The organism is Streptomyces adelaidensis (assembly GCF_016598475.1).
Taxonomy (GTDB): domain Bacteria; phylum Actinomycetota; class Actinomycetes; order Streptomycetales; family Streptomycetaceae; genus Streptomyces; species Streptomyces adelaidensis.
Map to the genome: position 1 here is coordinate 1 of NZ_JAEMUX010000097.1, position 22986 is coordinate 22986.

The 22986-nt window shown below is 71.6% G+C and carries 22 protein-coding genes and 1 pseudogene; 14 read left to right on the forward strand and 9 right to left on the reverse strand.

The genetic code is table 11. The features are described 5' to 3' along the window. From I8N67_RS35235 to I8N67_RS35250, 4 genes are all read right to left on the reverse strand, one after another. Positions 1-638 (reverse strand): flavin reductase family protein (locus tag I8N67_RS35235; RefSeq protein WP_234046793.1); only part of this gene is annotated, 638 nt, incomplete at its 3' end. A 161-nt stretch (positions 639-799) separates the two neighbouring features. Further along, positions 800-1627, reverse strand: coding sequence for an enoyl-CoA hydratase/isomerase family protein (locus I8N67_RS35240; protein ID WP_200308365.1), 828 nt, complete (start codon positions 1625-1627; stop codon positions 800-802). A gap of 145 nt (positions 1628-1772) precedes the next feature. Next, on the reverse strand, positions 1773-4025 hold the full coding sequence (locus tag I8N67_RS35245; protein WP_200308366.1) for an acetate--CoA ligase family protein: 2253 nt from the start codon (positions 4023-4025) through the stop codon (positions 1773-1775). Between the two features lie 331 nt (positions 4026-4356). After that, entirely contained in the window at positions 4357-4671 is a 315-nt protein-coding gene (locus I8N67_RS35250; RefSeq protein WP_200308367.1) for a hypothetical protein, read from the reverse strand. Positions 4672-5096: 425 nt separating this feature from the next. Here I8N67_RS35250 and I8N67_RS35255 point away from each other — a divergent pair, with 425 nt between their 5' ends. Both I8N67_RS35255 and I8N67_RS35260 read left to right on the forward strand, forming a co-directional pair. Continuing rightward, the gene (locus I8N67_RS35255) at positions 5097-5417 is read left to right on the forward strand and encodes a putative quinol monooxygenase (RefSeq protein WP_200308368.1); all 321 of its coding nucleotides are present in this window, start codon (positions 5097-5099) and stop codon (positions 5415-5417) included. Beyond that, on the forward strand, positions 5414-6658 hold the full coding sequence (locus I8N67_RS35260) for a helix-turn-helix domain-containing protein (RefSeq protein ID WP_200308369.1): 1245 nt from the start codon (positions 5414-5416) through the stop codon (positions 6656-6658). The genes I8N67_RS35255 and I8N67_RS35260 overlap by 4 nt, the downstream gene beginning before the upstream one ends. Positions 6659-6748: 90 nt before the next feature. Here I8N67_RS35260 and I8N67_RS35265 read toward each other — a convergent pair whose 3' ends face one another. Beyond that, positions 6749-8047 (reverse strand): flavin-containing monooxygenase, encoded by a 1299-nt coding sequence (locus I8N67_RS35265; protein ID WP_200308370.1) that lies wholly within the window; start codon positions 8045-8047, stop codon positions 6749-6751. 269 nt (positions 8048-8316) lie between these two features. On the opposite strand from I8N67_RS35265, the gene I8N67_RS35270 reads away from it, so the two are divergent. From I8N67_RS35270 to I8N67_RS44385, 6 genes and pseudogenes are all read left to right on the forward strand, one after another. Beyond that, a complete protein-coding gene (locus I8N67_RS35270; RefSeq protein WP_234046794.1) occupies positions 8317-8679 on the forward strand; it encodes a hypothetical protein in 363 nt (120 codons plus the stop codon). A 97-nt stretch (positions 8680-8776) separates the two neighbouring features. After that, positions 8777-9223: a DoxX family membrane protein gene (locus tag I8N67_RS35275; RefSeq protein WP_200308371.1), complete on the forward strand. Its 447-nt coding sequence runs from the start codon at positions 8777-8779 to the stop codon at positions 9221-9223. Then, positions 9223-9684, forward strand: a complete 462-nt coding sequence (locus tag I8N67_RS35280; RefSeq protein ID WP_200308372.1) for a Zn-ribbon domain-containing OB-fold protein — start codon at positions 9223-9225, stop codon at positions 9682-9684. The genes I8N67_RS35275 and I8N67_RS35280 overlap by 1 nt, the downstream gene beginning before the upstream one ends. Further along, positions 9681-10283 (forward strand): annotated as a pseudogene (locus tag I8N67_RS35285) (GNAT family N-acetyltransferase); the annotation flags it as partial. The gene I8N67_RS35280 and the pseudogene I8N67_RS35285, both read left to right, overlap by 4 nt. 218 nt (positions 10284-10501) lie before the next feature. After that, positions 10502-11308, forward strand: a complete 807-nt coding sequence (locus tag I8N67_RS35290) for a class I SAM-dependent DNA methyltransferase (RefSeq protein ID WP_200308374.1) — start codon at positions 10502-10504, stop codon at positions 11306-11308. A 427-nt stretch (positions 11309-11735) separates the two neighbouring features. Further along, positions 11736-12071, forward strand: a complete 336-nt coding sequence (locus I8N67_RS44385; RefSeq protein WP_307835461.1) for a DUF3500 domain-containing protein — start codon at positions 11736-11738, stop codon at positions 12069-12071. 18 nt (positions 12072-12089) lie between these two features. On the opposite strand, the gene I8N67_RS35300 is transcribed toward I8N67_RS44385, so the two are convergent. Both I8N67_RS35300 and I8N67_RS35305 read right to left on the reverse strand, forming a co-directional pair. Then, positions 12090-12848 (reverse strand): pyridoxine/pyridoxamine 5'-phosphate oxidase, encoded by a 759-nt coding sequence (locus tag I8N67_RS35300; RefSeq protein ID WP_200308375.1) that lies wholly within the window; start codon positions 12846-12848, stop codon positions 12090-12092. Between the two features lie 66 nt (positions 12849-12914). Then, a complete protein-coding gene (locus I8N67_RS35305) occupies positions 12915-14108 on the reverse strand; it encodes a thiolase C-terminal domain-containing protein (protein ID WP_200308390.1) in 1194 nt (397 codons plus the stop codon). Positions 14109-14231: 123 nt separating this feature from the next. Here I8N67_RS35305 and I8N67_RS35310 point away from each other — a divergent pair, with 123 nt between their 5' ends. After that, positions 14232-15491 carry an acyl-CoA dehydrogenase family protein gene (locus I8N67_RS35310; RefSeq protein ID WP_200308376.1) on the forward strand — a complete coding sequence of 420 codons (1260 nt, stop codon included), beginning with the start codon at positions 14232-14234 and terminating at the stop codon, positions 15489-15491. Further along, positions 15491-15991: a nitroreductase/quinone reductase family protein gene (locus tag I8N67_RS35315; protein WP_200308377.1), complete on the forward strand. Its 501-nt coding sequence runs from the start codon at positions 15491-15493 to the stop codon at positions 15989-15991. The genes I8N67_RS35310 and I8N67_RS35315 overlap by 1 nt, the downstream gene beginning before the upstream one ends. A 180-nt stretch (positions 15992-16171) precedes the next feature. Here I8N67_RS35315 and I8N67_RS35320 read toward each other — a convergent pair whose 3' ends face one another. Then, a complete protein-coding gene (locus tag I8N67_RS35320; protein WP_200308378.1) occupies positions 16172-16819 on the reverse strand; it encodes a TetR family transcriptional regulator in 648 nt (215 codons plus the stop codon). Positions 16820-17052: 233 nt separating this feature from the next. Between I8N67_RS35320 and kbpA the strand changes: the two genes are divergently transcribed. Then, entirely contained in the window at positions 17053-18078 is a 1026-nt protein-coding gene (kbpA, locus tag I8N67_RS35325) for an AfsK-binding protein KbpA (RefSeq protein WP_200308379.1), read from the forward strand. A 323-nt stretch (positions 18079-18401) separates the two neighbouring features. Then, the gene (locus I8N67_RS35330) at positions 18402-20750 is read left to right on the forward strand and encodes a serine/threonine-protein kinase (RefSeq protein ID WP_200308380.1); all 2349 of its coding nucleotides are present in this window, start codon (positions 18402-18404) and stop codon (positions 20748-20750) included. Between the two features lie 544 nt (positions 20751-21294). Here I8N67_RS35330 and I8N67_RS35335 read toward each other — a convergent pair. Next, positions 21295-21720, reverse strand: coding sequence for an ATP-binding protein (locus I8N67_RS35335; protein ID WP_200308381.1), 426 nt, complete (start codon positions 21718-21720; stop codon positions 21295-21297). A gap of 190 nt (positions 21721-21910) precedes the next feature. Between I8N67_RS35335 and I8N67_RS35340 the strand changes: the two genes are divergently transcribed. Together I8N67_RS35340 and I8N67_RS35345 are read left to right on the forward strand one after the other, a co-directional pair. After that, positions 21911-22780 carry a helix-turn-helix domain-containing protein gene (locus tag I8N67_RS35340; protein ID WP_200308382.1) on the forward strand — a complete coding sequence of 290 codons (870 nt, stop codon included), beginning with the start codon at positions 21911-21913 and terminating at the stop codon, positions 22778-22780. Further along, positions 22777-22971, forward strand: a complete 195-nt coding sequence (locus I8N67_RS35345) for a DUF397 domain-containing protein (RefSeq protein ID WP_200308383.1) — start codon at positions 22777-22779, stop codon at positions 22969-22971. The genes I8N67_RS35340 and I8N67_RS35345 overlap by 4 nt, the downstream gene beginning before the upstream one ends. Positions 22972-22986: the final 15 nt, after the last annotated feature.

Consider the following 22986-nt stretch of genomic DNA (forward strand, 5'->3'; position numbering starts at 1 on the left):
GCCTTGAGCTCCCTGAACCGGCCCCGGTGGAACAGCAGTGGCGCGCCCTCTCCGTCGGGTTCGCCGCCCGTGCCCAGCGCCTCCACCCGGCCCACCACGATCAGGTGGTCCCCGCCGGTGTGTACGGCGTGGATCGTGCAGTCGATCCAGGCGTGGACGCCGATGAGGCGGGGTGAGCCGGTGACGGGGGCAGGCTCGTGGGCCACCCCCGCGAACTTGTCGGCGCCGCTCACCGCGAAGCCACGGCACAACTCGCCCTGGTCGGCGTTGAGTACGTTCACGCAGAAGGCGCCCGCGCGGGCGATACGGGGCCAGGTCGTCGACGTACGGCCGACCATGAACGCGACAAGCGGCGGATCGAGGGAGAGGGAGGAGAAGGACTGGCAGGCGAAGCCGGCGGGGTTGGCGGGGTTGGCAGGCTGGGCGGGGTCGGCCCCGGGGGCCGCCGGGGCCGTGATCACCGTGACGCCCGTCGCGAAGTTGCCCAGTACGCGCCGGAATTCGGCCTGGTCGGCCGGCGCGCGCTCGTCCTCGCGGACGCAGCGCAGGTCGGGGCGGGGCAGGGCCTCTACGGCCGGCTGCGCGATTCCCCGGTGCGCTCTGTCCGCCTTGAGATAGCGGACTGCGGCGGCTGCCATTCCCGCGTGTCCCATCACGCCACCCATTGAAACTGACGGACCGTCAGAAGTGAAGTGCCGTTCCCGTTCCCGTTCCCGTTCCCGTTCCCGTTCCCGTTCCCGTTCCCGTATCCGTATCCGTATCCGTATCCGTCCCGTGCCGTGCCGGGTTGCCCAGGGCTTCAGCGGCCCTCGAAGCGCGGTGTCCGTCGTTCCACGAAGCTCGCCACGCCCTCGCGCGCGTCCGCCGTCGTCATGTTGATCTCCTGGGCGGCGGCCTCGGCGGTGAAGGCGGTGGTGCGGTCGGTGTCGAGGGAGGTGTTGACGAGGTGTTTGGTGAGGGCGAGGACGCGGGTGGGGCCGGTGGCGAGGCGTTCGGCCCATTCGCGGGCCGTCTTCTCCAGGGCGTGGGCGGGGACGACGCGGTTGACCAGGCCGAGGCGTTCCGCGTCGGCGGCGGGGAGGGCGTCGCCGAAGAACATCAGCTCCTTCGCCCGGTGGGGGCCGACGAGACGGGGCAGAAGGTACGCGCCACCGCCGTCGGGGACGAGGCCCCGGCGTACGAACACCTCGATGAAACGGGCCTCCTCGGCGGCCAGTACGAGGTCGCAGGCGAGGGCGAGGTGTGCGCCTAGGCCTGCGGCCGTACCGTTCACCGCCGCGATCACCGGCTTCTCGCAGTCGAGGACGGCGGCGACGAGGCGTTGGGCGCCGAGGCGGATGATGCGGGCCACGTCGCCCGCCACGCGGTCCCCCGCGGTGGCCGGCGCGCCCCGCAGGTCCGCGCCCGTGCAGAAGCCGCGGCCCGTCGCGGTGATCACGACCGCGCGTACGGCGGGGTCGGCGGACGCGTCCGAGAGAAGCTGGATGAGGCGTTCGCGCTGGTCAGGGGTGATGGCGTTCATCGCCTCGGGGCGGTTGAGGGTGATCCACGAGACGGCGTTGTCAGTGGCGTGCAGTATCAATGAGTCACGGGATTTTTCGGGAGGTTCGAGGGGGGAAGCGGACATGTGGGTGCTCCTGTTGTTACGTGGAGTGATGGGCGTCCTGGGCGTCCTGGGCGTCCTGGGCGTCCTGGGCGTCCTGAGCGTCCTGAGCGGTCTGGGCGTCCTGAGTGGTCTGGGGGCCCTGGGTGTGCTGGGTACGTGGTGGTGCTCAGCGGCATACCGCGAGCGCGTCCAGTGCCACCGCCCCCTGCCCCCTCGGCAGGACCATCAGCGGGTTGATGTCCAGCTCCGCTATCTCGTCCCCGAGTTCGAGCGCCATGCGCTGCACCCGGAGGACGACCTCCACGAGGGCGTCCACGTCGGCCGGGGGAGCCCCGCGCACCCCGTCGAGGAGGGCCCTCCCGCGCAGTTCGGTGAGCATGGCGCGGGCCTGGTCCTCGCCGAAGGGGGGCACGCGTACGGCGGAGTCGCGGAGGACCTCGACGAGGACGCCGCCGAGGCCGACCGTCACCGTGGGGCCGAAGAGGTCGTCGTGGGTGACGCCGACGACCATCTCCACGCCCCGCTCGACCATCTGGCAGACGAGTACGCCGTCGAGGGAGACGTCCTCGTAGCGGGCGATGTCGGTCAGCTCGCGATAGGCGTCGCGGATCTGGCTCGCGGAGGTCAGGCCGACCTTCACCAGGCCGAGTTCCGTCTTGTGGGCGATGCGGGCGCCGGACGCCTTCATCACCACCGGGTAGCCGACGAGGCTCGCCGCGCGTACGGCCGCCGCCGCGCTGGTCACCAACTGCTCGCGCGGCACGCGTATCCCGTACGCGCGCAGCAGTTGCTTGGCCGCGTGCTCGCTCAGCTGCTGCCCCGGCCGCATCAGGGCCCGCGCCTTGCGGAAGGAGGGCGAGGGGGAGCGCGGCGCCTCGTCGAAGGGGGAGCGGTACGCGGCGGTGAAGCGCGTGTGGTCGAGGTGGGCGCGGACGGCCGTGATGCAGTTGGCGAAGGTGCGGAAGGTCGCCACTTCGGACGACCCGAGGAGGGTCTCGCGGTACGCGGCCTCGGTGCCCACCGGCGACCCCCACACCACGCACACCAGCTTGTCCGTCCGCTCCGCCGCGGCCACCAGGTCCTGGGCGAGCTTGTCGCTCATGGGCGGGAAGGGGCCGGTGATGGGACAGATCAGCACCCCGACCGCCGGGTCGTCGAGGATCGCGTCGAGGATGCGGGGGCCGCGCCAGTCGCCCACCGGGTGGCCGCCGTTGTCGACGGGGTTGGCCACGTTCAGGTAGTCGGGGATCCACTGGTGCAGCTCGGCCTGCTTGGCCTCCGTGAGGGTGGGGAGGGGCAGTCCGGCCTCCGTGGCCAGGTCCGCGAAGTGCGCGCCCGTGCCGCCCGAGATCGAATAGACGACGACGCCGTCGGGCCTCGGATCGGCTGATCCCGGGGTTTGCGGCCGGCGGGCCCGGGCCAGCAGGGTGGCGGTGTCCTGGAGTTCGTCGAGCCCGTCGACCCGGATCACGCCGTACTGCCGCATCGCCGCGTCGACCACCGCGTCCGCGCCGGTCAGCTTGCCGGTGTGGGTGGCGGCGGTGCGGGCGCCGGTCTCGGTGCGGCCGACCTTCACGGCGACGACGGGCACGCCGCGCCGGGCGGCCCGGTCGGCGGCGAGGAGGAAGGCGCGGCCGTCCTTGAGACCCTCGACGTAGGCGGCGATGGCGCCCACCTCGGGGCGCTCGGCGAAGTAGGAGATGAAGTCGGCGGTCTCCAGGTCGGCCTCGTTGCCGGTGGGGGCCCAGTGGGAGAGGCGGATGCCGAGTTCCTGGAGCGAGAAGACGGGGCGGCCCTGGTGGCCGGACTGGGTGATCAGCGCGATGGCGGGGCCGTCGAGATCGTCGCGGAAGCGCTCGAAGGCGTTGAGGTTGGTGTTCGGGCCGAGCAGCCGCAGACCGCCGGAGCGGGCCACGGCGGCGGCCAGCCGCTCCTGCGCGGCGGCGCCCTCCGCGCCGGTCTCGGCGAAGCCGGAGGCGAAGGCGACGGCGAACTTCACCTTGGCCTCGGCCAGTTCGTCGATCACGGGGAGGGGGTCGGAGAGGAGCAGTACGGCCAGATCGACCTGCTCGGGCAGATCGGCGACGGAAGGGAAGCAGGGGATGCCGAAGACCGATCGGCGGGTGGGGTGCACGGGGTGCAGCCGGGCGCCGACCCGTTCGGACCAGGCGAGCAACTGCCGGGTGATCCCGGTGTTGGGCCGGCCCTCCGTGTCCGAGGCGCCGACGACGGCCACCGACTCGGGGCGGAAGAAGCGGTCCAGATCGGGCACGGCGGCGTACAGCGGGCGCCCGCTGACGTCCAGATCGCCGGCCTCGGCGGGCCGGCCGTGCACGACCTGCAAGGGGTGCTCGCCGCAGGCGATGGCGCGGGCCCGGCGGGAGTCGGTGGTGAGAGTGCCGTGGGTTGATCCAAGCATCGGTCCGCCCGCTCCTGTGTGACAGCCAATTCCCTGACGTGATCTGACGTGGTCTGACGCAGTCACATATCTGACGCTACGTCAGATTCCAGATTACTGAATTGACGCTGCGTCAGGAATGGGTGTGCGAGCAAAGTTACGCGGCAGTAAGGAAGTTGTACCCGCGTGGGGCGGCGGTCAGACGTATACGACTCCATCCGTCTACGCCTGCGGGCGGGACGGCCCAGCCCCGAGAGGCGACTCGTGAGCGGCACACGGTCGGACCCTGCAGTCGGCGCCCCCAGGAGCGGGCCGAGGGGGCGAGCCGAAAGGCGCCCAGCCGGAAGCCGACTCAGACGCGCCAGTATGTGACCCAGTCGTTGGCGCATCGAGCCATGTTCTTCTTCCAGGGTTGGGGGGAGTTGCGGGCGATCTCGTCCCAGGTGCGGGCGTTCGCCACGGAGAAGGACGCGACCGAGATGCGGGGAGCGACTGCCCACGACGGGATGTGTTCGCAGGCCCACTCGTCCGCGGCCCGCGAGGTGTGCCCGGCTTCCATGAGTCGCAGGATGAGAACGGCGGGGTCGATCCACGCCGCGCCACGGGTCGGCCAGGCCCAGTCGATGAGGTGGGCGCGGTCGGGTGTTCGGGGAGACGGAGGCCCCACGCCTGGCTCACTGCCTCGACGAACCATGGGGGTGCGGCATCGTCGGTGGTTGCCGTCTTGCTCAGTTCGAGGTACCGGATGAGCGGGATCTGTACCCCTGTCTGTAAGCACGTGAATGGGCACCGCGGTACGGACGGGATTTGGTACCACCGTCGAACCGGTGGCCGACCGTTCACCCTGGCCCCTGACGGCCTCTTCTCGCTGGCTGCGCCTGTGCACCAACCCTCCACCGGCCCGGCGGTCGAACGACTGTCGGAGCCAAAAGAACCTGGTGCGCTGGTCCCGGAACTCGTGCTTACAGACAGATCACGGTTCGTAGCGGTGCGATCACAGCCTACTCGCAGAAAATCTGCGAGTAAAGAGAAACTGCGACTCGCAGTGGACTCTCGCTCCTGCCAGACTCGGCGGGACTGGAGGGAGTGTTCATGAGCGAGGGTTTCGGGCTGGTGGTCCGTTTCGTGATGCGTGACGAGGCTGCGGCATCTGCCTTTGATCGGCTGTGCGTTGAGACCTTGCAGGGGATCAAGGCGCAGGAGCCGGGCACGCTGGTGTATGTCACTCACGTCCCCGACGACCAGCCGCTGGTTCGTGTCTTCTATGAGCTGTACGAGGATCGCGGCGCGTTCGAGGCGCACGAGGCGCATCCGCACACCAAGCGGTTCCTCGCCGAGCGAGAGCAGTACCTGGCAGGCGTCGAGGTGACGTTCCTCGATACGGTGGCCGGGAAGGTGGCGGGACAGCCGTGACCTCGGAGGGGCGTCGGGCCTTCGGCGTACGCGTGGCCGAACTGCGAAGACAGCGTGACTTCACCCAGAGCGAGCTGGCCGCGGCGATCGGGCGGACGGCGAGTTGGGTGTCGCAGGTTGAGCGAGGCATCCAGCCGGTGAACCGCCTGGATGTGCTACGGCTGCTCGCCGATGGCCTCGGCGTCCCCCTGCACGTTCTCCAGCCAGAGGCTCCCGAAGTGGTCGGCTCAGGAGCCGGAGTCGCGGATGACGCCGCGCCGAACGATCTGGACCAGGCACGGCTGGTGATCTCGGGGCACCCGGCACTCGACGTCGTTCTTGAGCCCCGGGAGGATTTCCGGACCGGGGCGGTCGCCGAACTGCGCGAGGAGGTGGAACGGGTCTGGGATCTCACCCATGGCGACCGATTCGCCGACCTGAGCAGGACTTTGGGTGCGTTGCTGCCACGGCTGGAACGGGCTGCCCGGACAGCCCCCGACGATGTCCGGCCCGAGATGTACCGGCTGTTGGCCCGCGCCTATCAGGCGCTGGCGGCGGCCTTCGTCCGGCAGAACGAGGCGGACGCCGCGTGGTTGGCGGCGGACCGGGCGATCCGTTCGGCCGAACTCGCCGGTGACCGCCTCGGGGTCTTCGTCGGAGTCTTCCGGCTGGTTCACGCTTTCGTACGACTCCAACGCCTGGACCAGGCCGAACACGCGGCCGCCACAGCGCTCAACACCCTCGCCAGGCATGCCGAAGCAGAATCGGCCCCTCCTGAGGAGCTCTCGGTCGTCGGTTCGCTACACCTTGTCCTCGCACTGGTACATGCGCGTGCCAGTGAACGTGCGGTCGCTCGCGAACAGATCGAAAAGGCACGGGCGGTGGCTGCCCGCATCGGAGCCGAGCGCAATGACTTCAATCTGGAGTTCGGCCCCACGAACGTAGAGGTTCAGGCGGTTGCCACCGCGGTCGACCTCGGGGACGCCGGAGAGGCACTCGACATCGCCGAGGGCTTGGACGCGACCGGGCTGTCCGCAGAACGGCAGGCCAGGCTGCTGATGGACCTCGGCCGGGCCCATGTGCAGCGTCGGCAGTTCGGAGACGCGCTCGCGCACCTGCTGAGGGCCGAGACGATCGCGCCCGACATGGTCCGGAGCCATGTCGCGGCTCGTGACGCGATCCGTGAGCTCATGCTCATGGCAGGGCGTTCGGCATCACCCGAGTTGCGTGGACTGGCTGAGCGTTCGGACGCGATGGAATAGGCGCGCCGACCATCGGTTCTGACTCGGACTCACCTGGTCATGAGCACACAATGGGTGCGGGTGGGTGGCACTGCGGGACTCCTTGTTCGCTCAGCGCGCGGCGCGGCCCTCCACGGTGACCGCGTCGCGCGTGGCGACGCCGCCCGTCTTCGCGATCGTTCTGGCGATCTTCTCGGCGTCGCGGGCGAGTTCGCGGAACATGCCGCTGATGGGGTTGGTGAAGCCGGTGAAGTAGAGGCCGGGGGCGTTCTCGGGGGTGCGGGCGCCGTGCACGAGCGGTTTCCCGCGCTCGTCCAGGACGTCGAGGTGCCCGACGAGCCCCTCCAGGGCGCGGCGGTAGCCGGTGGCGGCGATCAGGGCGTCGGCGTCGATCCGGCTGCCGTCCCCGAGGACGACCTTGCCGTCCTCGAACCTCTCGACCGCGCCGACGACCTCCACGTCCCCCTTGCGCACGGCGTCGATGAGCCCGACGTCCTGCACCGGGATGGAGCCCTCGTTCACGCGGGAGTAGAGGCCGGTGTCGGGCCTGGGCAGGCCGTGCGCCGACAGGTCCGGCACGCTGAGCTTCGCCACCGGCTTGGCGAGCCGGTCCACGAGGGCGACCGGCAGCCGCCGTACGAGGACCGCCGTGTACTGGGCCGCCCAGCCGGCCGTCGAGCGGCGCACGATGTGCGGGGCCGTCCGCACCGCGAGCCGTACACGCCCCGCTCCGCCCTCGACGAGGTCGACGGCGATCTCGGCGCCGGTGTTGCCGATGCCGACGACCAGGACGTCACGGCCGGCGTAGGGCTTGGGGTTGCGGTACGCGGAGGCGTGCAGCAGGTCGCCCGTGTAGGTGTCCCGGCCGGGCCAGTCGGGCACGTGGGGCGTGTGGTTGTAGCCGGTGGCGACGACGACCGCGCTGCCGGTCAGTTCGCGGCCGCCGGTGGCGTGCAGCAGCCAACCGGTGCAGTCGGCGCTCCGCTCGACGCGGGACACCTCGACGCCGGTCACGATCTCCAGCCGGTGCACCTCGGCGTACTTCTCCAGATACCGCACCACGTTGTCCCGCGCCACCCACCGCCCGAAGCGGCGCGGCATGGCCAGCCCCGGCAGGCCCGACAGCCGCCGGGTCGTGTGCAGACGCAGCCGGTCGTAGTGCCGCCGCCAGGACGCCCCGACCCCGTCCGACTTCTCCAGCACCACGGCCCGCACCCCCTGAGCCCGCAGCGCGTACGCCACTGCCAGCCCGCCGGGGCCGCCGCCGATCACGTATACGGGGCGGTCGGAGCGCTCGGAGCGGTCGGATGCCGCGGTCGTGGAATCTCTGGACGCGGGGGCTGAGGCGTCAGACGCGTCAGAGGGGTCTGCGGCGTATGCGGCGTCTGCGGGGTCTGTGGGGTCGGCCATGTGCCTGAGCGTATGCACGCCCTCACTTGATGGGTCTCGGTCAAGCCCGGAATTGGTTGCGGATTGATCACGGGTGTAGGGGGTGTGGGTGGGATCTGTGGCGTAGGCCGCTCGATATGTGGGGAGGTGGTGGCGTCCGCGGTGATGGCGGAAGGTCTGGCCGAGGTCTCCACCGCCCCCGGCCAACACCCCGTTCCGGGGTGCGGCGATCCTGGGGCTCGCGGCCAAAGGCGGTCTGTCCTGAGTGCGTGATGGGGCCGGGACGGTCGTTGCTCGGCACGTCTGTGGGGGCGGCCGGCAGCGGAGTGGTGACCGACCCGAGGGAACGTCGGCAGGCGCAGGTCGACGTGGCTGTCGTCGAGCCGGGCTCCGGAGGAAGCCGGCCCTCGGTCGCTCTCCTAGGGGAAGCGAAGTGGGGCACCGTGATGGGAGTCGGTCATCTTGAGCGGCTCGGCCGGGCCCGCGAGTCGCTTGCCGCACGGGGGTTGGACGCCGCCCACTGTGGGCTGGCGTTCTTCAGCGCCGCGGGCTTCAGCGACTCGCTGCGAACCGCGGCCGAGCGGGGCGGCGTGCTGTTGGTCGGTCTCGACGAGCTCTACGGGCGGGCCATGCCGACCGGGTTCGTGCCCTAGGTTTCGCCGGCCGGTCCGCGTGTCTTGCGCATCCACTCCCCATCAGCTGAACTGACGTACCGTCAGAAACCTGTGCGGCTGCGGAAGGGCGTCGTCCATGGACACGATCTGGCTCACCGGTGCCGAATGGCTGGCCGTTCTCCGTATCGGGCTCGGGCTGTGGTGGCTGGAGAGTTGGCGGCACAAGGACAAGAAGAGCTGGTTCGAGGGGGCCGGGATCGCGTGGGCGGCCGGGGTGGCGGCCAAGCATCGGTGGGGGGCGGTGCGGAGTGGGTTCGATGTGGTCGTCAAGCCTCGGCCGAAGACCATGGCTTACGTCGTCGTCTACGCCGAACTCGCCCTCGGACTCGGGCTCATCCTCGGCTTCCTCACGCCGATCGCGCTGATCGGCGGGCTGTTGCTCAACATCCTCTATCTCGTGCTGATGATCCATGACTGGGCCGAGCAGGGGCAGAACTCGATGATGGCGCTCATCTCGGTGGTGGGGCTGTTCGGCATGGCGTGGCAGTCGTGGTCGGTCGACAGTGCGCTGGGGTTGTTCTGATGGGGCTGGGGGGACCGGAGGGGGCGACTGGGGGCGCCGCCGTGCGGTTCGATCTGCCCGAAGTCGACGCCTTCACCCGTACGTACTGGGACGCGGCCGCCGAGGGGCGGTTGCTGCTGCGGCGGTGCGGGGTGGCCGCGTGTGGGCGCGCTCATCACTATCCGCGGGAGTTCTGCCCGTACTGCTGGAGCGAGGACGTGCGGTGGGAGGAGGCCGCCGGGCACGCCACGCTCTACACCTGGTCCGTCGTCCACCGCAACGACCTGCCGCCCTTCGGGGAGCGGACGCCGTACGTCGCCGCGGTCGTCGATCTGGTCGAGGGGCCGCGGATGATGAGCGAGGTTTTGGGGTGCCGGGAGGGCGAGTTGCGGGTGGGGATGGGGCTTGAGGTGGTGTTTCGGGAGGCGGGGGAGTTCAGGGTGCCGGTATTTCGGGCGCGGGAGGACGCCGTACGGGCTTGAATGGGGCGGTGGCCATTGAACGCGCTGACGGGGGGTCCTCCGTGGACGGGTACGGTCTGCGGCTGTGTTCCTGGGACGCCGGGTCCGTCGCGGATGTCGAGGCGTGGTCCGAGGGGCGTAATGATCCGGAGCTGCGGCGGTGGAACACGCTGTTGACGATGGACGACTACTCGCTCGACGGTGCCCGGGCGTCGCTGCGCAAGCGGGCCGAGTCCGACGCGGCGGGGACCACGGTGACCTTCCGGGTCGTGGACGCGGAGAGCGGGGCGACGCTCGGGCAGGTCGGGTTCAGCGGGATCGACACGTTCGCGCGGCGGGCCACGGTCGGCTACTGGGTGCTGCCCGCGGCTCGGGGCCGCCGGGTCGCCACCCGTTCGCTCGGCCTCGCCGCCCGCTGGGCCTTCACCGAGTTCGGCCTCCACCGCATCGAACTCGACCACGCCCTCGGCCACGACGCCTCCTGCCGCGTCGCTGAACTGTGCGGGTTCCCCTGCGAGGGCGTCCTGCGTGGGGCGGTGTTCGCGGAGGGACGGCACGATGCCTTCCGCGACGCCCATCTGCACGCCAGGCTGGCCACGGATCCGGAGCCGACCGGGCTCCTGGAGCCGACCGGGCCCGTGGAGCCGACCGGGCCCGTGGAGCCGACCGGGCTCCTGGAGCCGACCGGGCCCGTGGAGCCGACCGGGCCCGTGGAGCCGACCGGGCCCGTGGAGCCGACCGGGCCCGTGGAGCCGACCGGACTCGTGGAGCCGACCGGACTCGTGTGACCGTCCAAAACCGGGTGCGGCGGATGGCGGGGGTCGGTACGGTCCCGCCCATGCCTGAAGTGTGTAGTGAGGGAAGCCCCGACGCCGGAGAGCGGTACGTCGAACCCGAGGATCCCGACGGCTACTTCGGCGAAGAGGTCGCCGCTCAGTACGACGACCCCTCCTCCGACATGTTCGCCCCGGAGGCCGTCGAGCCGGTCGTGGAGCTGATCGCCGGGCTCGCGGCGGAGCACGGCGGCGGTTCCGGCGCCCTGGAATTCGGGATCGGCACCGGACGTATCGCCCTGCCGCTCGCCCGCCGGGGAGTGCCGGTGCACGGCATCGACATGTCGCGGGCCATGGTGGAGCGGCTGCGCGCCAAGCCGGGCGGCGCGGATATCGGGGTCGGCATCGGGGACTTCGCCACGACCCGGGTGGACGGCGACGACTTCACCGTCGCCTACCTCGTCTTCAACACGATCAACAACCTGACCACGCAGGACGCCCAGGTGGACTGCTTTTGCAACGCCGCCGCGCACCTCGTGACCGGCGGCTGTTTCGTGATCGAGGTCGGAGTACCGGACCTGCGCAGGCTGCCGCCGGGGCAGAACGTGGTGCCGTTCCATGTCGGGCCGACGCGGCTCGGGTTCGACGAGTACGACGTGGCGACGCAGGGGATGCGGTCGCACCACGTGTGGGACGTCGACGGGCGGAAGGTGCACCGGTCCATCCCGTTCCGGTACGTCTGGCCGGCCGAACTGGACCTGATGGCCCGGCTGGCCGGGATGCGGCTGCGGGACCGGTGGGCGGGGTGGAACGGGGAGCCGTTCACGAGCGACAGCACCAGCCATGTGTCCGTGTGGGAGAAGACGGCCTGAGGCGGGCCCTGCGCCGGGCCCTGTGCCGGGGTCCGGAGCCAGCCCCTGCGCCGGGCCCTCGAGCCAGCCCCAGTGCCGGAGTCCCGGGGTCGCCTATGTGCCGGGCTCCCCGCGTCGCCCCTGCGCCGGGCAGCCGATAACCAGTCCCCGTGCCGGGCCCTCGAGCCAGCCCCTGCGCAGGGCTCCCGAGCCAGTCCCCTGTGCCGGGCTCCCGGGGTTGCCCCTGCGCAGGGCTCCCGAGCCAGTCCCCTGTGCCCGGCCCCGAGCCAGCTCCTGCGGAGGGCTCCCGAGCCAGCCCCCTGTGCCGGGCTCCCGGGGTTGCCCCTGTGCCCGGCACCCGAGCCAGTCCCCTGTGCCCGGCCCCGAGCCAGCTCCTGCGCAGGGCTCCCGAGCCAGCCCCCTGTGCCGGGCTCCCGGGGTCGCCCCTGTGCCCGGCACCCGAGCCAGTCCCCGTGCCGACGCGCACGCCGACGTGAAGATGAAGGAGGTCGAGGAGCACCTCGACGACACCTACTTCTACTGGATCGGCGAGACCAAGGACAGCTCCGCCTTCTACTACCGCGTGCACAGCCCGGTCGTCCTCATCGAGTACGACGCCCAGTCCCCGATCGCCTACGGCAACAAGGACAGCAGCGGCAACGGCGGCGGCGGTGGCATGGGCGGCACCCCCTCCCAGGATCACATCCACACCATCATCCGCACCCCGAACGGCGCCGACTACGGCATCGACCTCCTCAAGCTGCACCTGGAGAACGACCACTGAGGGACCCCTGAACAGGAGCTAGGGCCACAGCAGCTCGGTGGCCCAACCGCCGCCCTCCCGCCGGTAGTTGAGCCGCAGGTGCCGTCGCCGCGCGTCCCCCTGGAAGAACTCCACCTCGTCCGGCTCCACGACGTACGCTGTCCAGGAGGGCACGGCCACGTCCGGCTCCCGCTCGGCCCGCGCCCACGCGGCCTGCGACGCGCGCTCCAACTCCTCAAGGGAGGAAAGGACTTCGCTCTGGTGGCCCACGAGGGCGGCGGCCAGCGCGCCGGTCGAGCGGGCGTGCAGATCGGCGTGGGCGACCGCCGCGGGCGCGACCGTCACCCGGCCCCGCACCCGGACCTGGCGGCCCAACAGGGGCCAGTAGAAGCCGAACGCCGCGTACGGGCGGGCCGCGAGGTGACGCCCCTTCCGGCTGCCCGCGTGCGAGGCGAAGTGCCAGCCCCGCGCGTCCACGTCGTGCAGCATCACCGTACGGACATCCGGCATCCCCGCCCCGTCCGCCGTCGCCAGCGACATCGTGTGCGGCTCCACCTCCCCGGCCGCCACCACCTCCGCGAACCACGAGGTGAACAGCGCCGACGGCTCGGCGGGCGCGGTCCCCGGTTCGAACGACGGCAAGGCCGTGACCTGCGGGTCCCACACCCGCAGGGCCCGCAGCGTCTCCAGGAATCCGGACGACGGGGCGGGGACGGGGGTGGGGGCGGGGGCGGGGGCGCGGGTGTCGGGCTGAGGCTGGGGCTGCGTCTTGGGTCGGGGCGGTGTGTCGGCGCTCATACGCCGATTGTCATCCCTTCGCCCCGTCCCGGCAGCCCGACGCCGCTCGTCCCGGCCCGGTGGAGCTCACCCCCGCCCCAGCACCACCGTCCCCGACGAGCAGAACCATCCGCCCGTCCCCGAGGCCACCGCGAGGCGGGGCAGTTGACCGTCGGGGGTGTGGATCTGGCGGTCGGGGCCCGCCTCCCCGCGTAGTTGGCGGACGGCTTCGACGAGGAGGAAGAGGCCGCGCATGCCGGGGTGTTGGGCGGAGAGGCCGCCACCGTCGGTGTTGACGGGGAGGTCGCCGGTGAGGGTGAGGCGGTTCTTCTCGACGAAGGCGCCGCCCTCGCCCTTCGCGCAGAAGCCGAGGTCCTCCAGGGTGACGAGGGTCATGTAGGTGAAGGCGTCGTAGATCTCGGCGAAGTCGATGTCCGAGGGGCGGACCCCGGCCCGTTCGAAGGCCAGGCGGCCACTGACGGCGGCCGGGGAGACCGTGAAGTCGGGCCACTCGGACATCGTGGTGTGGGAGACGTACTCACCCGTGCCGAGCACCCAGACCGGCACCGTGGGCCGGCAGTCCCGTACGTACTCCTCGGCGGCCAGCAGGATCGCCGCGCCGCCGTCGGAGCGCAGGCAGCAGTGGAGCTTGGTGAACGGGTCGGCGATCGGCGCGGAGGAGAGTACGTCGTCGACCGTGATCGGGGTGCGGAACATCGCCTCGGGGTTCGCGGCCGCGTTCGCCCTCGCCTGTACGGCCACGGAGGCGAGCTGTTCCAGGGTGGTGCCGTATGCGTGCATGTGGCGGCGCGCGGCCATGGCGTACTTGGCGATCAGGGTGTGCCCGTACGGGACCTCGAACTGGAGGGGGCCGCGCGCCCCGAAGGAGAGGTTGCCGGTGCGGCGGCCCGCCTTGATGTCCGCGCGGGCCGTGGAGCCGTAGACGAGGAGGACGACGTTCGCGTGCCCGGCGGCGATCGCGTCCGCCGCGTGCGCCGCCATCACCTCCCACGTCGAGCCGCCGACCGAGGTCGAGTCCACCCAGGTCGGCCGCAGGCCCAGATACTCCGCCACTTCCACCGGCGCCAGCGTGCCCAGCCCGGCCGAGGCCAGGCCGTCGATCGCCGTGCGCTCCAGCCCCGCGTCCGCCAGGGCCCGGCGCGCGGCCTGCGCGTGCAGCGCGTACGGGGTCATGTCGTCCACCCGGCCGCAGTCGGCGAGGGCGGCTCCGACTATCGCCACCTTGCGTCGGCCGGTCACGACAGAGGCCGTGGAGGACATGCGGCTGCGGAAGACATGAATCTGACGGTACATCAGGCGCGGCTCTGTGCATCAGGGAGCGTGCGGCCTAATATGACGGAGCGTCAGATACGAGATGGGCAGAGGGAGGAGGGGGGGTCGGTCATGGATGCCCGCTTCACCGCCGAACAGGAGGAGATCCGGCGCACGGTACGTGAGTTGCTGCTCAAGCGCTGCGGTCCGCAGGACGTCCGGGCGGCCGTGCGGACGGGGGAGGGGTACGACCGCGCACTGTGGACCGCCCTCGCCGAACAGCTCGGGCTGCCCGGCCTCGCCCTCCCCGAGAGGTACGGCGGCGTCGGCTGCTCGGTCGCCGAACTGGCGCTCGCTGTCGAGGAGTTGGGTCGGGCGCTGGCCCCCTCGCCGCTGCTCTCCACCGCCGTCCTCGTCGCTCCCCTGATCGTCGCCCTCGGTACCGAGCGGCAGCGCGCCGCGCTGCTGCCCCGCCTCGCCTCCGGCCGGCTCACCGCTGCCCTCGCCGTGCCCGGCCCGGCCCTCACCACCGCCCTGGCGCTGACCGGCGACAACCGGGGCGGGTGGGCCGGCGGCGGACGCGCCGGTGGCGTCCAGGCGCGGCGCGACGGCGACGGCCCCGGGTGGCGGCTGTACGGGGAGGTCGGGCAGGTGCTCGACGGGCACAGCGCGGGGATGCTCGTCGTGGCCGCGCACACCGGGGGGTTCGCCCGGTCACGGACGCTGCTGTTCCTCGTGCACGCGGGCGCGAGCGCGGGGCTCGTACGGGTGCGGCAGACCTCCATCGACGAGACGCGAGCGGTTGCTCGGGTCGAACTCCGGGATGTGGAGGGGGAGTTGCTGGGGCGTGACGACGGGGCCGAGGTGTCGTCCGCGCTCGCCGCCGTTGGTGATGGTGCCGCCGCCGTGCTCGCGGCCGAGGCCGTGGGGGCCGCCGACCGGGCGTTGGAGCGGACTGTCGCGTATGTGCGGCAGCGGGAGCAGTTCGGGCGGCCGATCGGGTCGTTCCAGGCGGTGAAGCACCGGCTCGCGGAGGTGTATGTGGGGGTACGGGCCGCCCGGTCGGCGGCGTACTACGCGGCATGGGCGGCCACGGCCGGCGGCGAACGGATCGGCGGGCTGGCGCTCGCCCAGGCCCTGGAGGCGTCGCGGCTCGCCGCCGGGGAGGGCATCCAGCTGCACGGCGGGATCGGGTTCACCTGGGAGCACGAGGCGCAGCTGTACTTCAAGCGGGCCGCCGGGGACGAGTCGCTCTTCGGGCCGGTGCACCGGCTACGGGGTCGGGCGGCCGACTTGGTGGGGGTCTTCGGGGTCGATGTGCAGGAGCAGGAGCAGGAGCAGGAGCAGGAGCAGGAGCAGGAGCAGGAGCAGGAGCAGGAGGTGCGGGGCTGATGGCTTCGAGGAGTGCGGCGGGGATGAAGGACATGGGTGTACGGCTGGTGCAGAAGGTCTCCTCGGCGCCGGCGTTCGCGAGGGTCGCGCCGCATGTCATCCCCGCGCTGGACCGGGCCGTGCACCGGGTGACCAGGGGCCGGGTACTGCTCAGCGCGCAGTTGCTGCCCGGCGTCGTCCTGACCGCGACCGGGGCGAGGAGCGGGGTGCCGCGTCGTACGCCGCTGGCCTGTATGCCCGAGAAAGGGGGCGCGAGTTGGATTCTCATCGGGTCGAACTTCGGGCGCCCCGGCCATCCCGCCTGGAGCGCCAACCTGCTGGCCCACCCCGACGCCGGGATCAGCTGGCAGGGCCAGGACATCCCGGTCACCGCACACCTGCTGTCGGGGGCGGAACGGGCGGCCGCCTGGCAGGAGTTGCTGCGGTTCTGGCCGCCGTACTCGACGTATCAGGCGCGGGTGGAGCGGGAGATCCGGGTGTTCCGGATCGTACGGCGCTGAGGCCCCCGAGTCGGCCCGTGGACGCGGCGGGCGGCACGCCTCGGGGGAGGGTGCCGCCCGGATGACAGGATCCGCGTCCGGGTTCGCATGGGGGGCCGAGGCCAGGGCCGGGGCGTGCCGGGGCTGTCCCGGCGACCAGGTCACCGGGTCATCAGGTCACCGGGTCACCGGGCCGGCCGGCTACTTCGTCGGCTTCTTGCCGGTGATGCCCAGGTGGACCAACAGGGCCAGGTTGGGCTTCAGTTCGGCCTGCTTGACGCCCCAGGTCTGGAAGCCCTTCTGGTGCGAGGAGACCGAGGCGAGCATCGCGACGAGGGAGCCGGCGAGGGCCGCCGGGCTCACGTCCTTGTCGACCCGGCCCTTGGCCTGGAGCTCGGAGACCGTCTCCGCGAGGGAGTTGGTGACCGAGTTGAGGATCTTCATGCGGAGCTTGTAGAAGCGTTTGTCGCCCTCGGCGGCGCCCAGGTCGACGACCCGGAGGATCGCGTCGTTCCTGCGCCAGAACTCCAGGAATCCGTCGACGAGTTCCTGGGAGGTCTGCCAACCGGCCTTGCCGGCCCAGGAGCGTCCTTCGAGAAGGCTGGTCAACGTGGCGCCCTCGGCTGCCATTTGCTCGGCGATCTCGAGCACGGCGCCTTCGACGTCCGGGAAGTACTGGTAGAAGGTCGCGGGTGAAGTGCCCGCCTTCCGGGCGACATCAATGACCTTGACGTCCCGGTAGGGCGACGAGCTGAGCATCTCGCTGAGGCAGTCGAGCAGCTTCTGCCGAGTCGCCTGCCCTCGCCGGCCGGCCACGCGGCCGTCGACGGTACGCACTTGTCCTGTCATGCCGTCAGCTTACCGAGGGGTGATCGGAGCGCGATTCGGCCGACTGCAAATGGGGAGCAGGGGCTTCACCAAGGGGTTCGTGGGGCGATCATGGGGCGCTTTGGCGGGTTCCTTTCGCACTCCCCGCCGTAAGCGCGGCGATTACACGGCGTGGGCGCGGCGCGGACTCGGCGAGCGCACGGCGCGGACGCCTCCGACGCGCGCCCCGCGTGAGCGCCCGTTAGCTTGGCCGTATGGCCGATGAGACGGGAGCCGCGGCGTACCCGGAGGGCGTCCCCTGCTGGGTGGACGCCCAGCTTCCCGACGTGGAGGCGGGCAAGCGCTTCTACGGCGAACTCTTCGGATGGACCTTCGCGGTGGCCCCCGGCGACGGCGCACGCGAACTGTGGGCGTACGCCCCAGGCACTCCCGCAGCCCCCCCAGCCCCCGAGGCCCCCTCAGTGCCCTCAGTGCCCTCAGCCCCAGAGGCTCCCCGGAGCCCCGCCGCCTCCACCACCCGCACCCCCGCCCCCACCTCTCTCACCCCCGTCGCCGCGCTCGCCCCCAAGCCCGACGGCCGTTTCCCCACCGTCTGGACCGTCCACTTCGCGACGCCCGACGCGGTCGCGCTCACCGCCCGGATCACCGCGGCCGGCGGCCAGGTGATCACCCCGCCGACCCCGGTCGGGCACCTCGGCACGGCCGTGCTCGCCACCGATCCCGAGGGCGCCGTCTTCGGGATCTGGCAGGCCGGCACGCACCGGGGCTTCGGGCGGCGGCACGAACCCGGCACGTTCGCGTGGGCCGAGCTGTACACCCGGGACACCGAGGCGGCCAACTCCTTCTACGCGTACCTGTTCCACGACGCGCTGTTCGGCCCGGACGCCGCCCCGGACTTCGGGCGGGCCGCGCTCACGGACGTCTTCCCGGCGGAGATGCCACCGCATTTCCTGATCCACTTCGGCACCGACGACTGCGAGGCCGCCCTCGGGACGGTCGGCCGGCTGGGGGGCCGGGTGCGGACGGATCCGTTCGAGACGTCGTACGGGAATGTGGCGGTCGTCACGGACAATCAGGGCGCGTCGTTCGCGCTGCTCCAGCGCGGCGACGGAAACGGCTGGCGGGAGGCGCCGCAGGAGGCGGATCAGGCGCAGCAGCGGCCGGACGATCTGCGGCAGCAGGGCGACGAGCAGCGGAAATCCGGCGGGGAGGATCAGCGGGGGCCCGGCGGCCGATCCGACGCGCGGACGGCGGCTGACCAGCGAGAAGACGGCGGCTGACCGGCCGGAGGACCCCGGCCGGCCAGGGGGCTGACGGAGACCGGTCGCCCCTACCCGACGAGTACCGGGGCCGCTGCACGGTCGGATGCACGTGCCGTCGTACCGGGTTGTGCGCCGGTGGTACGTCGGCCGCCGAGGTGCCTCACCGTCCGGGCGCCCGCTTCTTGAGGCCGTTTTGTGCCGAGACACCCCGATCCGCGCCCGGGTTCGCAACCTGCCCCCGGTACAGGAAGAATCGGGGTGCGTGCCGCCATGGCGGTTCGGTGGTGAGACGCTGCACGGGGTCGCGTAACAGCGCGGGGTACGGGGAGGTGGCAGGGCAAGTGGTGGATCAGCTGACGCAGCACGATCCGCGGCGGATCGGGCCGTTCGAGGTGCTGGGACGGCTGGGTGCCGGCGGTATGGGGCTGGTCTATCTGGCGCGCTCGGCGTCGGGCCGGCGGGTGGCGATCAAGACCGTGCGGACGGAGCTGGCGGAGGACCAGCTCTTCCGGGTCCGTTTCACCCGCGAGGTCGAGGCGGCCCGCGCGGTGTCCGGTTTCTACACGGCCGCCGTGGTCGACGCCGACCCGCGCGCCGCCGTGCCGTGGCTGGCGACCGCGTACGTCCCCGCGCCCTCGCTCGAGGAAATAGTGAACGACTGCGGGCCGATGCCGGTCCAGGCCGTGCGCTGGTTCGCCGCGGGGGTGGCGGAAGCCCTCCAGTCCATCCATGGTGCCGGACTCGTCCACCGGGACCTGAAGCCCTCCAACGTGCTCGTCGTCGAGGACGGGCCACGGGTGATCGACTTCGGCATCGCGTCCGGCGTATCGAACACGCGTTTGACGATGACCAATGTCGCCGTCGGTACGCCCGCCTACATGTCGCCCGAACAGGCGAAGGACTCGCGAAGCGTGACCGGCGCGAGCGACGTCTTCTCGCTCGGTTCGATGCTCGTGTTCGCCGCCACCGGGCACGCGCCGTTCCACGGGGCCAATCCCGTCGAGACCGTCTTCATGCTGCTGCGCGAGGGCCCGGACCTCGCCGGCCTCCCGGACGACCTCCGGCCCCTCATCGAGTCCTGTATGCAGATGGACCCGACCGCCCGCCCCAACCCCGCCGACCTCCAGTCCCAGCTCGCACCCCACCTCTTCGGCTCCGGCTCGGACGACAGCGGTACGGCGTCGGCGTGGCTGCCCGAGAAGGCCGTCAGCCTGATCGAGACCCGCCGCGGCGGACGTCCGGCGCCCAAACCGCACCAGAGCTCCGGCGGCCGCAGCGCCGGCGGTGGCCGGCCCGCCGCCCCCGCACCGCCGCCCCCGCCCTCCTACGACCCCGCGCCGGTCTCGCCCGGCGCCCCCGACGCCGGGCCGGTCCGGCTCGCCGGCGCTCAGGTGCCCATCGGCCCCGGGCCCCGGGTCGCCGACGCCCGTGCCGCCGCCGTACAGGCGCCCCCTCCGGAAGCGGGCCTCGCCGCCTCCTGGTCCCGGGCGCGCGCCGGCGTGAACGGCGCGGACCCCGGCCCCGCCGTGCCCGCCCCACCCGTGCCCGAGCCGGCCGCCTCCGGCTGGCGCCCCTGGCGCTTTCGCATGTCGAACGACGTCTGGGGCACCCCGTCGGTCGCCGACGACCTCGTCTACGTCACCTCCTTCGAGGTCCACGCCCTCGACGTCGCCACCGGCCGGCGCCGCTTCAAGACCCGCGACGTCGCCTGGTCCATGGCGGTCGCGGACGGCCGTATCCACGCCTCCGACGGCCCGACCCTCTTCGCGCTCGACGCCCGTGAGGGCGGCGACCTGTGGCGGCTGTCGACGGACGCCTGGGTGTACTCGCTCAAAGCCGACCGGGGAACGGTCGTCACCGCCACCCGGGGCGGCGGCGTACAGGGCTGGGAGGCGTCCAACGGGCAGAAACTCTGGGAGATCGCCGGCGCCCAGACCGACTTCGAGTCCCCCGAGGCCGGCCCGGTCCTCCAGGACGGCACGGTCTACGTCTGGCGGGACGCCCGGCTGCGCGCCCTGGACGCCCGCACGGGCGAGGAGCGCTGGTCGTACCCCATCGGCGACGCGGCGTCCTGCGGCGGAGTCCCGGTCCGGCTGACGCCGGCGACGGACGGATACGTGTACGTCTCCGCCGGCAGCCGGGTCCTCGCCATCGACGTGGCCGGCGGACACGTCCGCTGGCACTTCGAGGCACCGGCCGTCTTCCTCTCCGCGCCCACCTTCGCGCCGGGCCCCGCCGTCACCGGCGGCGGCGTCTACCTCGCCGACTACCTCGGCACGGTCTACGCCCTCGACGCCACCGACGGCCGCGACCGCTGGCGCATCGCCACCGAGTCCCGCTCCTCCCTGGAACCCGTCCTCGTCGCCGCGGGCCACGTCCACGTCGGCAGCGGCAAGGGCCTCTACACCCTCGACGCGGTCACCGGCACCCCGAAGTGGCGCTTCCAGGCGGGCGGCGAGATCGTCGGCGCGCCGTCGGTGGCGGAGGGACGGATCCACTTCGGGTCCACGGACCACCTGCTGTACACGCTGAAGGCGGATGACGGTCGGCTGCGGTGGAAGCTGGCGACGGGGGGCGAGATCACGGGGTCGCCCGTGGTCAAGGACGGCGTCGTGTACGCGTGCAGCAAGGACCGGTGCGTGTACGCGCTGGACGCGGAGAAGGGGACGGGGACGGCTCGGACGACGTAGGGCGCCGGACAGCTCGGGGGTGTGTGTGCGTCGGCGGGTGCGGGTGGTGTGTGGTTGCTCGCGCAGTTCCCCGCGCCCCTGAAAAGCAGGGGCCGCGCCCCTTGCTTTTCGGTCCGCGCCGTCGATTCATCGCCGGGTGCGTGCGGCTCTTGTGGCCTCGCGGTGCCGTTCGCCCAGTCGTTCCGAGTGGTAGCAGTGGCGTGACCGGACGCGGCAGCCGCCGTCGCAGGTGAGGACATGGTCGAGCCAGGCGTTGAAGGTGGCCCTGACCGGGTCCGGCTGCCCAGGCCATGCCCCCGGCTCCGCGCTCATGCCCATCTCGGCCGCTCCTCTCCCAAGTACGCCGCGACATACGGCCGTACGATGTCCCGCTCCGCGTGCGGGGGGGGGTACTCGGCGTGTGCGTTCACGTGTGTACGCGGCGGCTCCCAGCACGGTTCGCGGGGGAGCAGCGGCAACCACCGGCCGTGCGTGGCCCGATGCCGTGCCGAGCGCGCGGCCCAGCGCCGCCACCGGGCGCGTTCAGGACTGAGCGGCGGCGGCGTCACCTGGCGCACCGCGACTCCTCGGGCAGCACGAAGTACGCCCACACGCACTTCGTGAACGGCCGCGCCTCATGGCCCCACCGCTCCGCGAGCGCGTCGACCAACGTCAGCCCCCGCCTGCCCTCGCCTTCCGGGTCGCATTCTGTACGCGCCGCCGGAAGCCTCCCCCGGTCCGGGTCCGACACCTCAAGCAGCAGCCCACAGCCCCGGATCGACACCACCACCTCGATCTCGGCGAGGGGCACCCGGCAGTGCCGTACAGCATTGGTGACCAGCTCGGTCGCCACCGTGGCGATGTCGGCGGCGAGTTCGGAGCCGACGGCCCAGTCCTTGAGGATGCGGCGCACGGCAGCTCGGGTTTCGGGGACGTGTCTTCTGCGCTTGGGGATACGGAAGGAGTCGCGGCGTGGGGCGAGTGCGGGCATGGCGAGTAAACCCCCTGACGTGGCGTCAAGATTCGGCCGCTGAGCGGCGCACGTTTTGAAGCTAGGGCTAAATTCGGAACCCGTGCAATGAGAACGACTGAATACATGCAGAGGTGTCATTCGATCGTGTGATGGCGACTTACGGTTGACGGCTGGCATGGCATGGTGGCCGGAGGAGAGGGGAGAACTCATGCCCGCAGGTGGACGGCCGACGGTGCGCAGTAGGCGACTGGGCTCGGCGCTGAGGAACTACCGACAGGCCGTGAAGCTGGACCAGCCGCACGCCGCCGAGGTGATCGCGTCAAGTCAGGCCAGGATCAGCCGCATCGAGACCGGGCATGCGACGCCGCGCGTCATCGAGGTGCGGCTGTTGTTGGATGCGTACGGCATCACGGACCAGGAAGTACGCGACAAGCTGGAGGACTTGGCCAAGCGTTCCAAGAACCGGGGCTGGTGGCTGGAACATGCGGCACACCTGCGGGCGGACTACCTCGATCACATCGCGCTGGAGGATGACGCCACCTACATCCGGGAGTGGCAGCCGGTTCTGGTGCCGGGGCTCTTGCAAACCCCGGCTTATGCGGAGGCGGTTATTACGGCGACACCTCACTACATCGCCCCCGAGCGGGTTGCCCAGTTGGTGAAAGTGCGTGAGGGGCGGCAGGCCAAGATCGAGGAAGGCGGAGCGACGTACGCGACCATCATCTGGGAAGGCGCTATCGCCCATCCCGTGGTGAGTGTTGACGTTCACCGGGAACAGCTGTCCACGATGCTTGACGTGGGGAAACGGCAGAACGTCACCGTCCAGATCCTGCCGTTCAGCGCGGGAACAGTGGCGGGCGCCGCCGCTGGCTTCTCTTCCTTCAGCTTTGAGTCCGAGCCGACCGTCGAAGCCGTGACCCTGGAGAACTTGAGGGGTACCTCGGTCCTTGAAGGGCCGGAGGATCTGGCGGCTTACGCCAATGCGTTCGACCAACTACGATCGTCGGCACTGGCGCCGGATGCCAGTGCGCGGCTCGTTCGGAGCGCCCTGCGAAGTATCAAGGAAGACGCATCGTGACCGAGGTCGTAAGCCCCTTCTGGAAGTCGTCGTACACCGCAGGCGAGGGCAACTGTGTCGAGGTCGCCTTCACCTCCACCGGCGGCCGAGCCGTCCGCGACAGCAAGACCCCCCACGGCCCCCTCCTCCACCTCACCCCTGACGGCTGGCGCGCCTTCCTCGACGGGGCCAAGGGCGGCGCGTTCAGCTAGGGCTCGTTCGCGTGG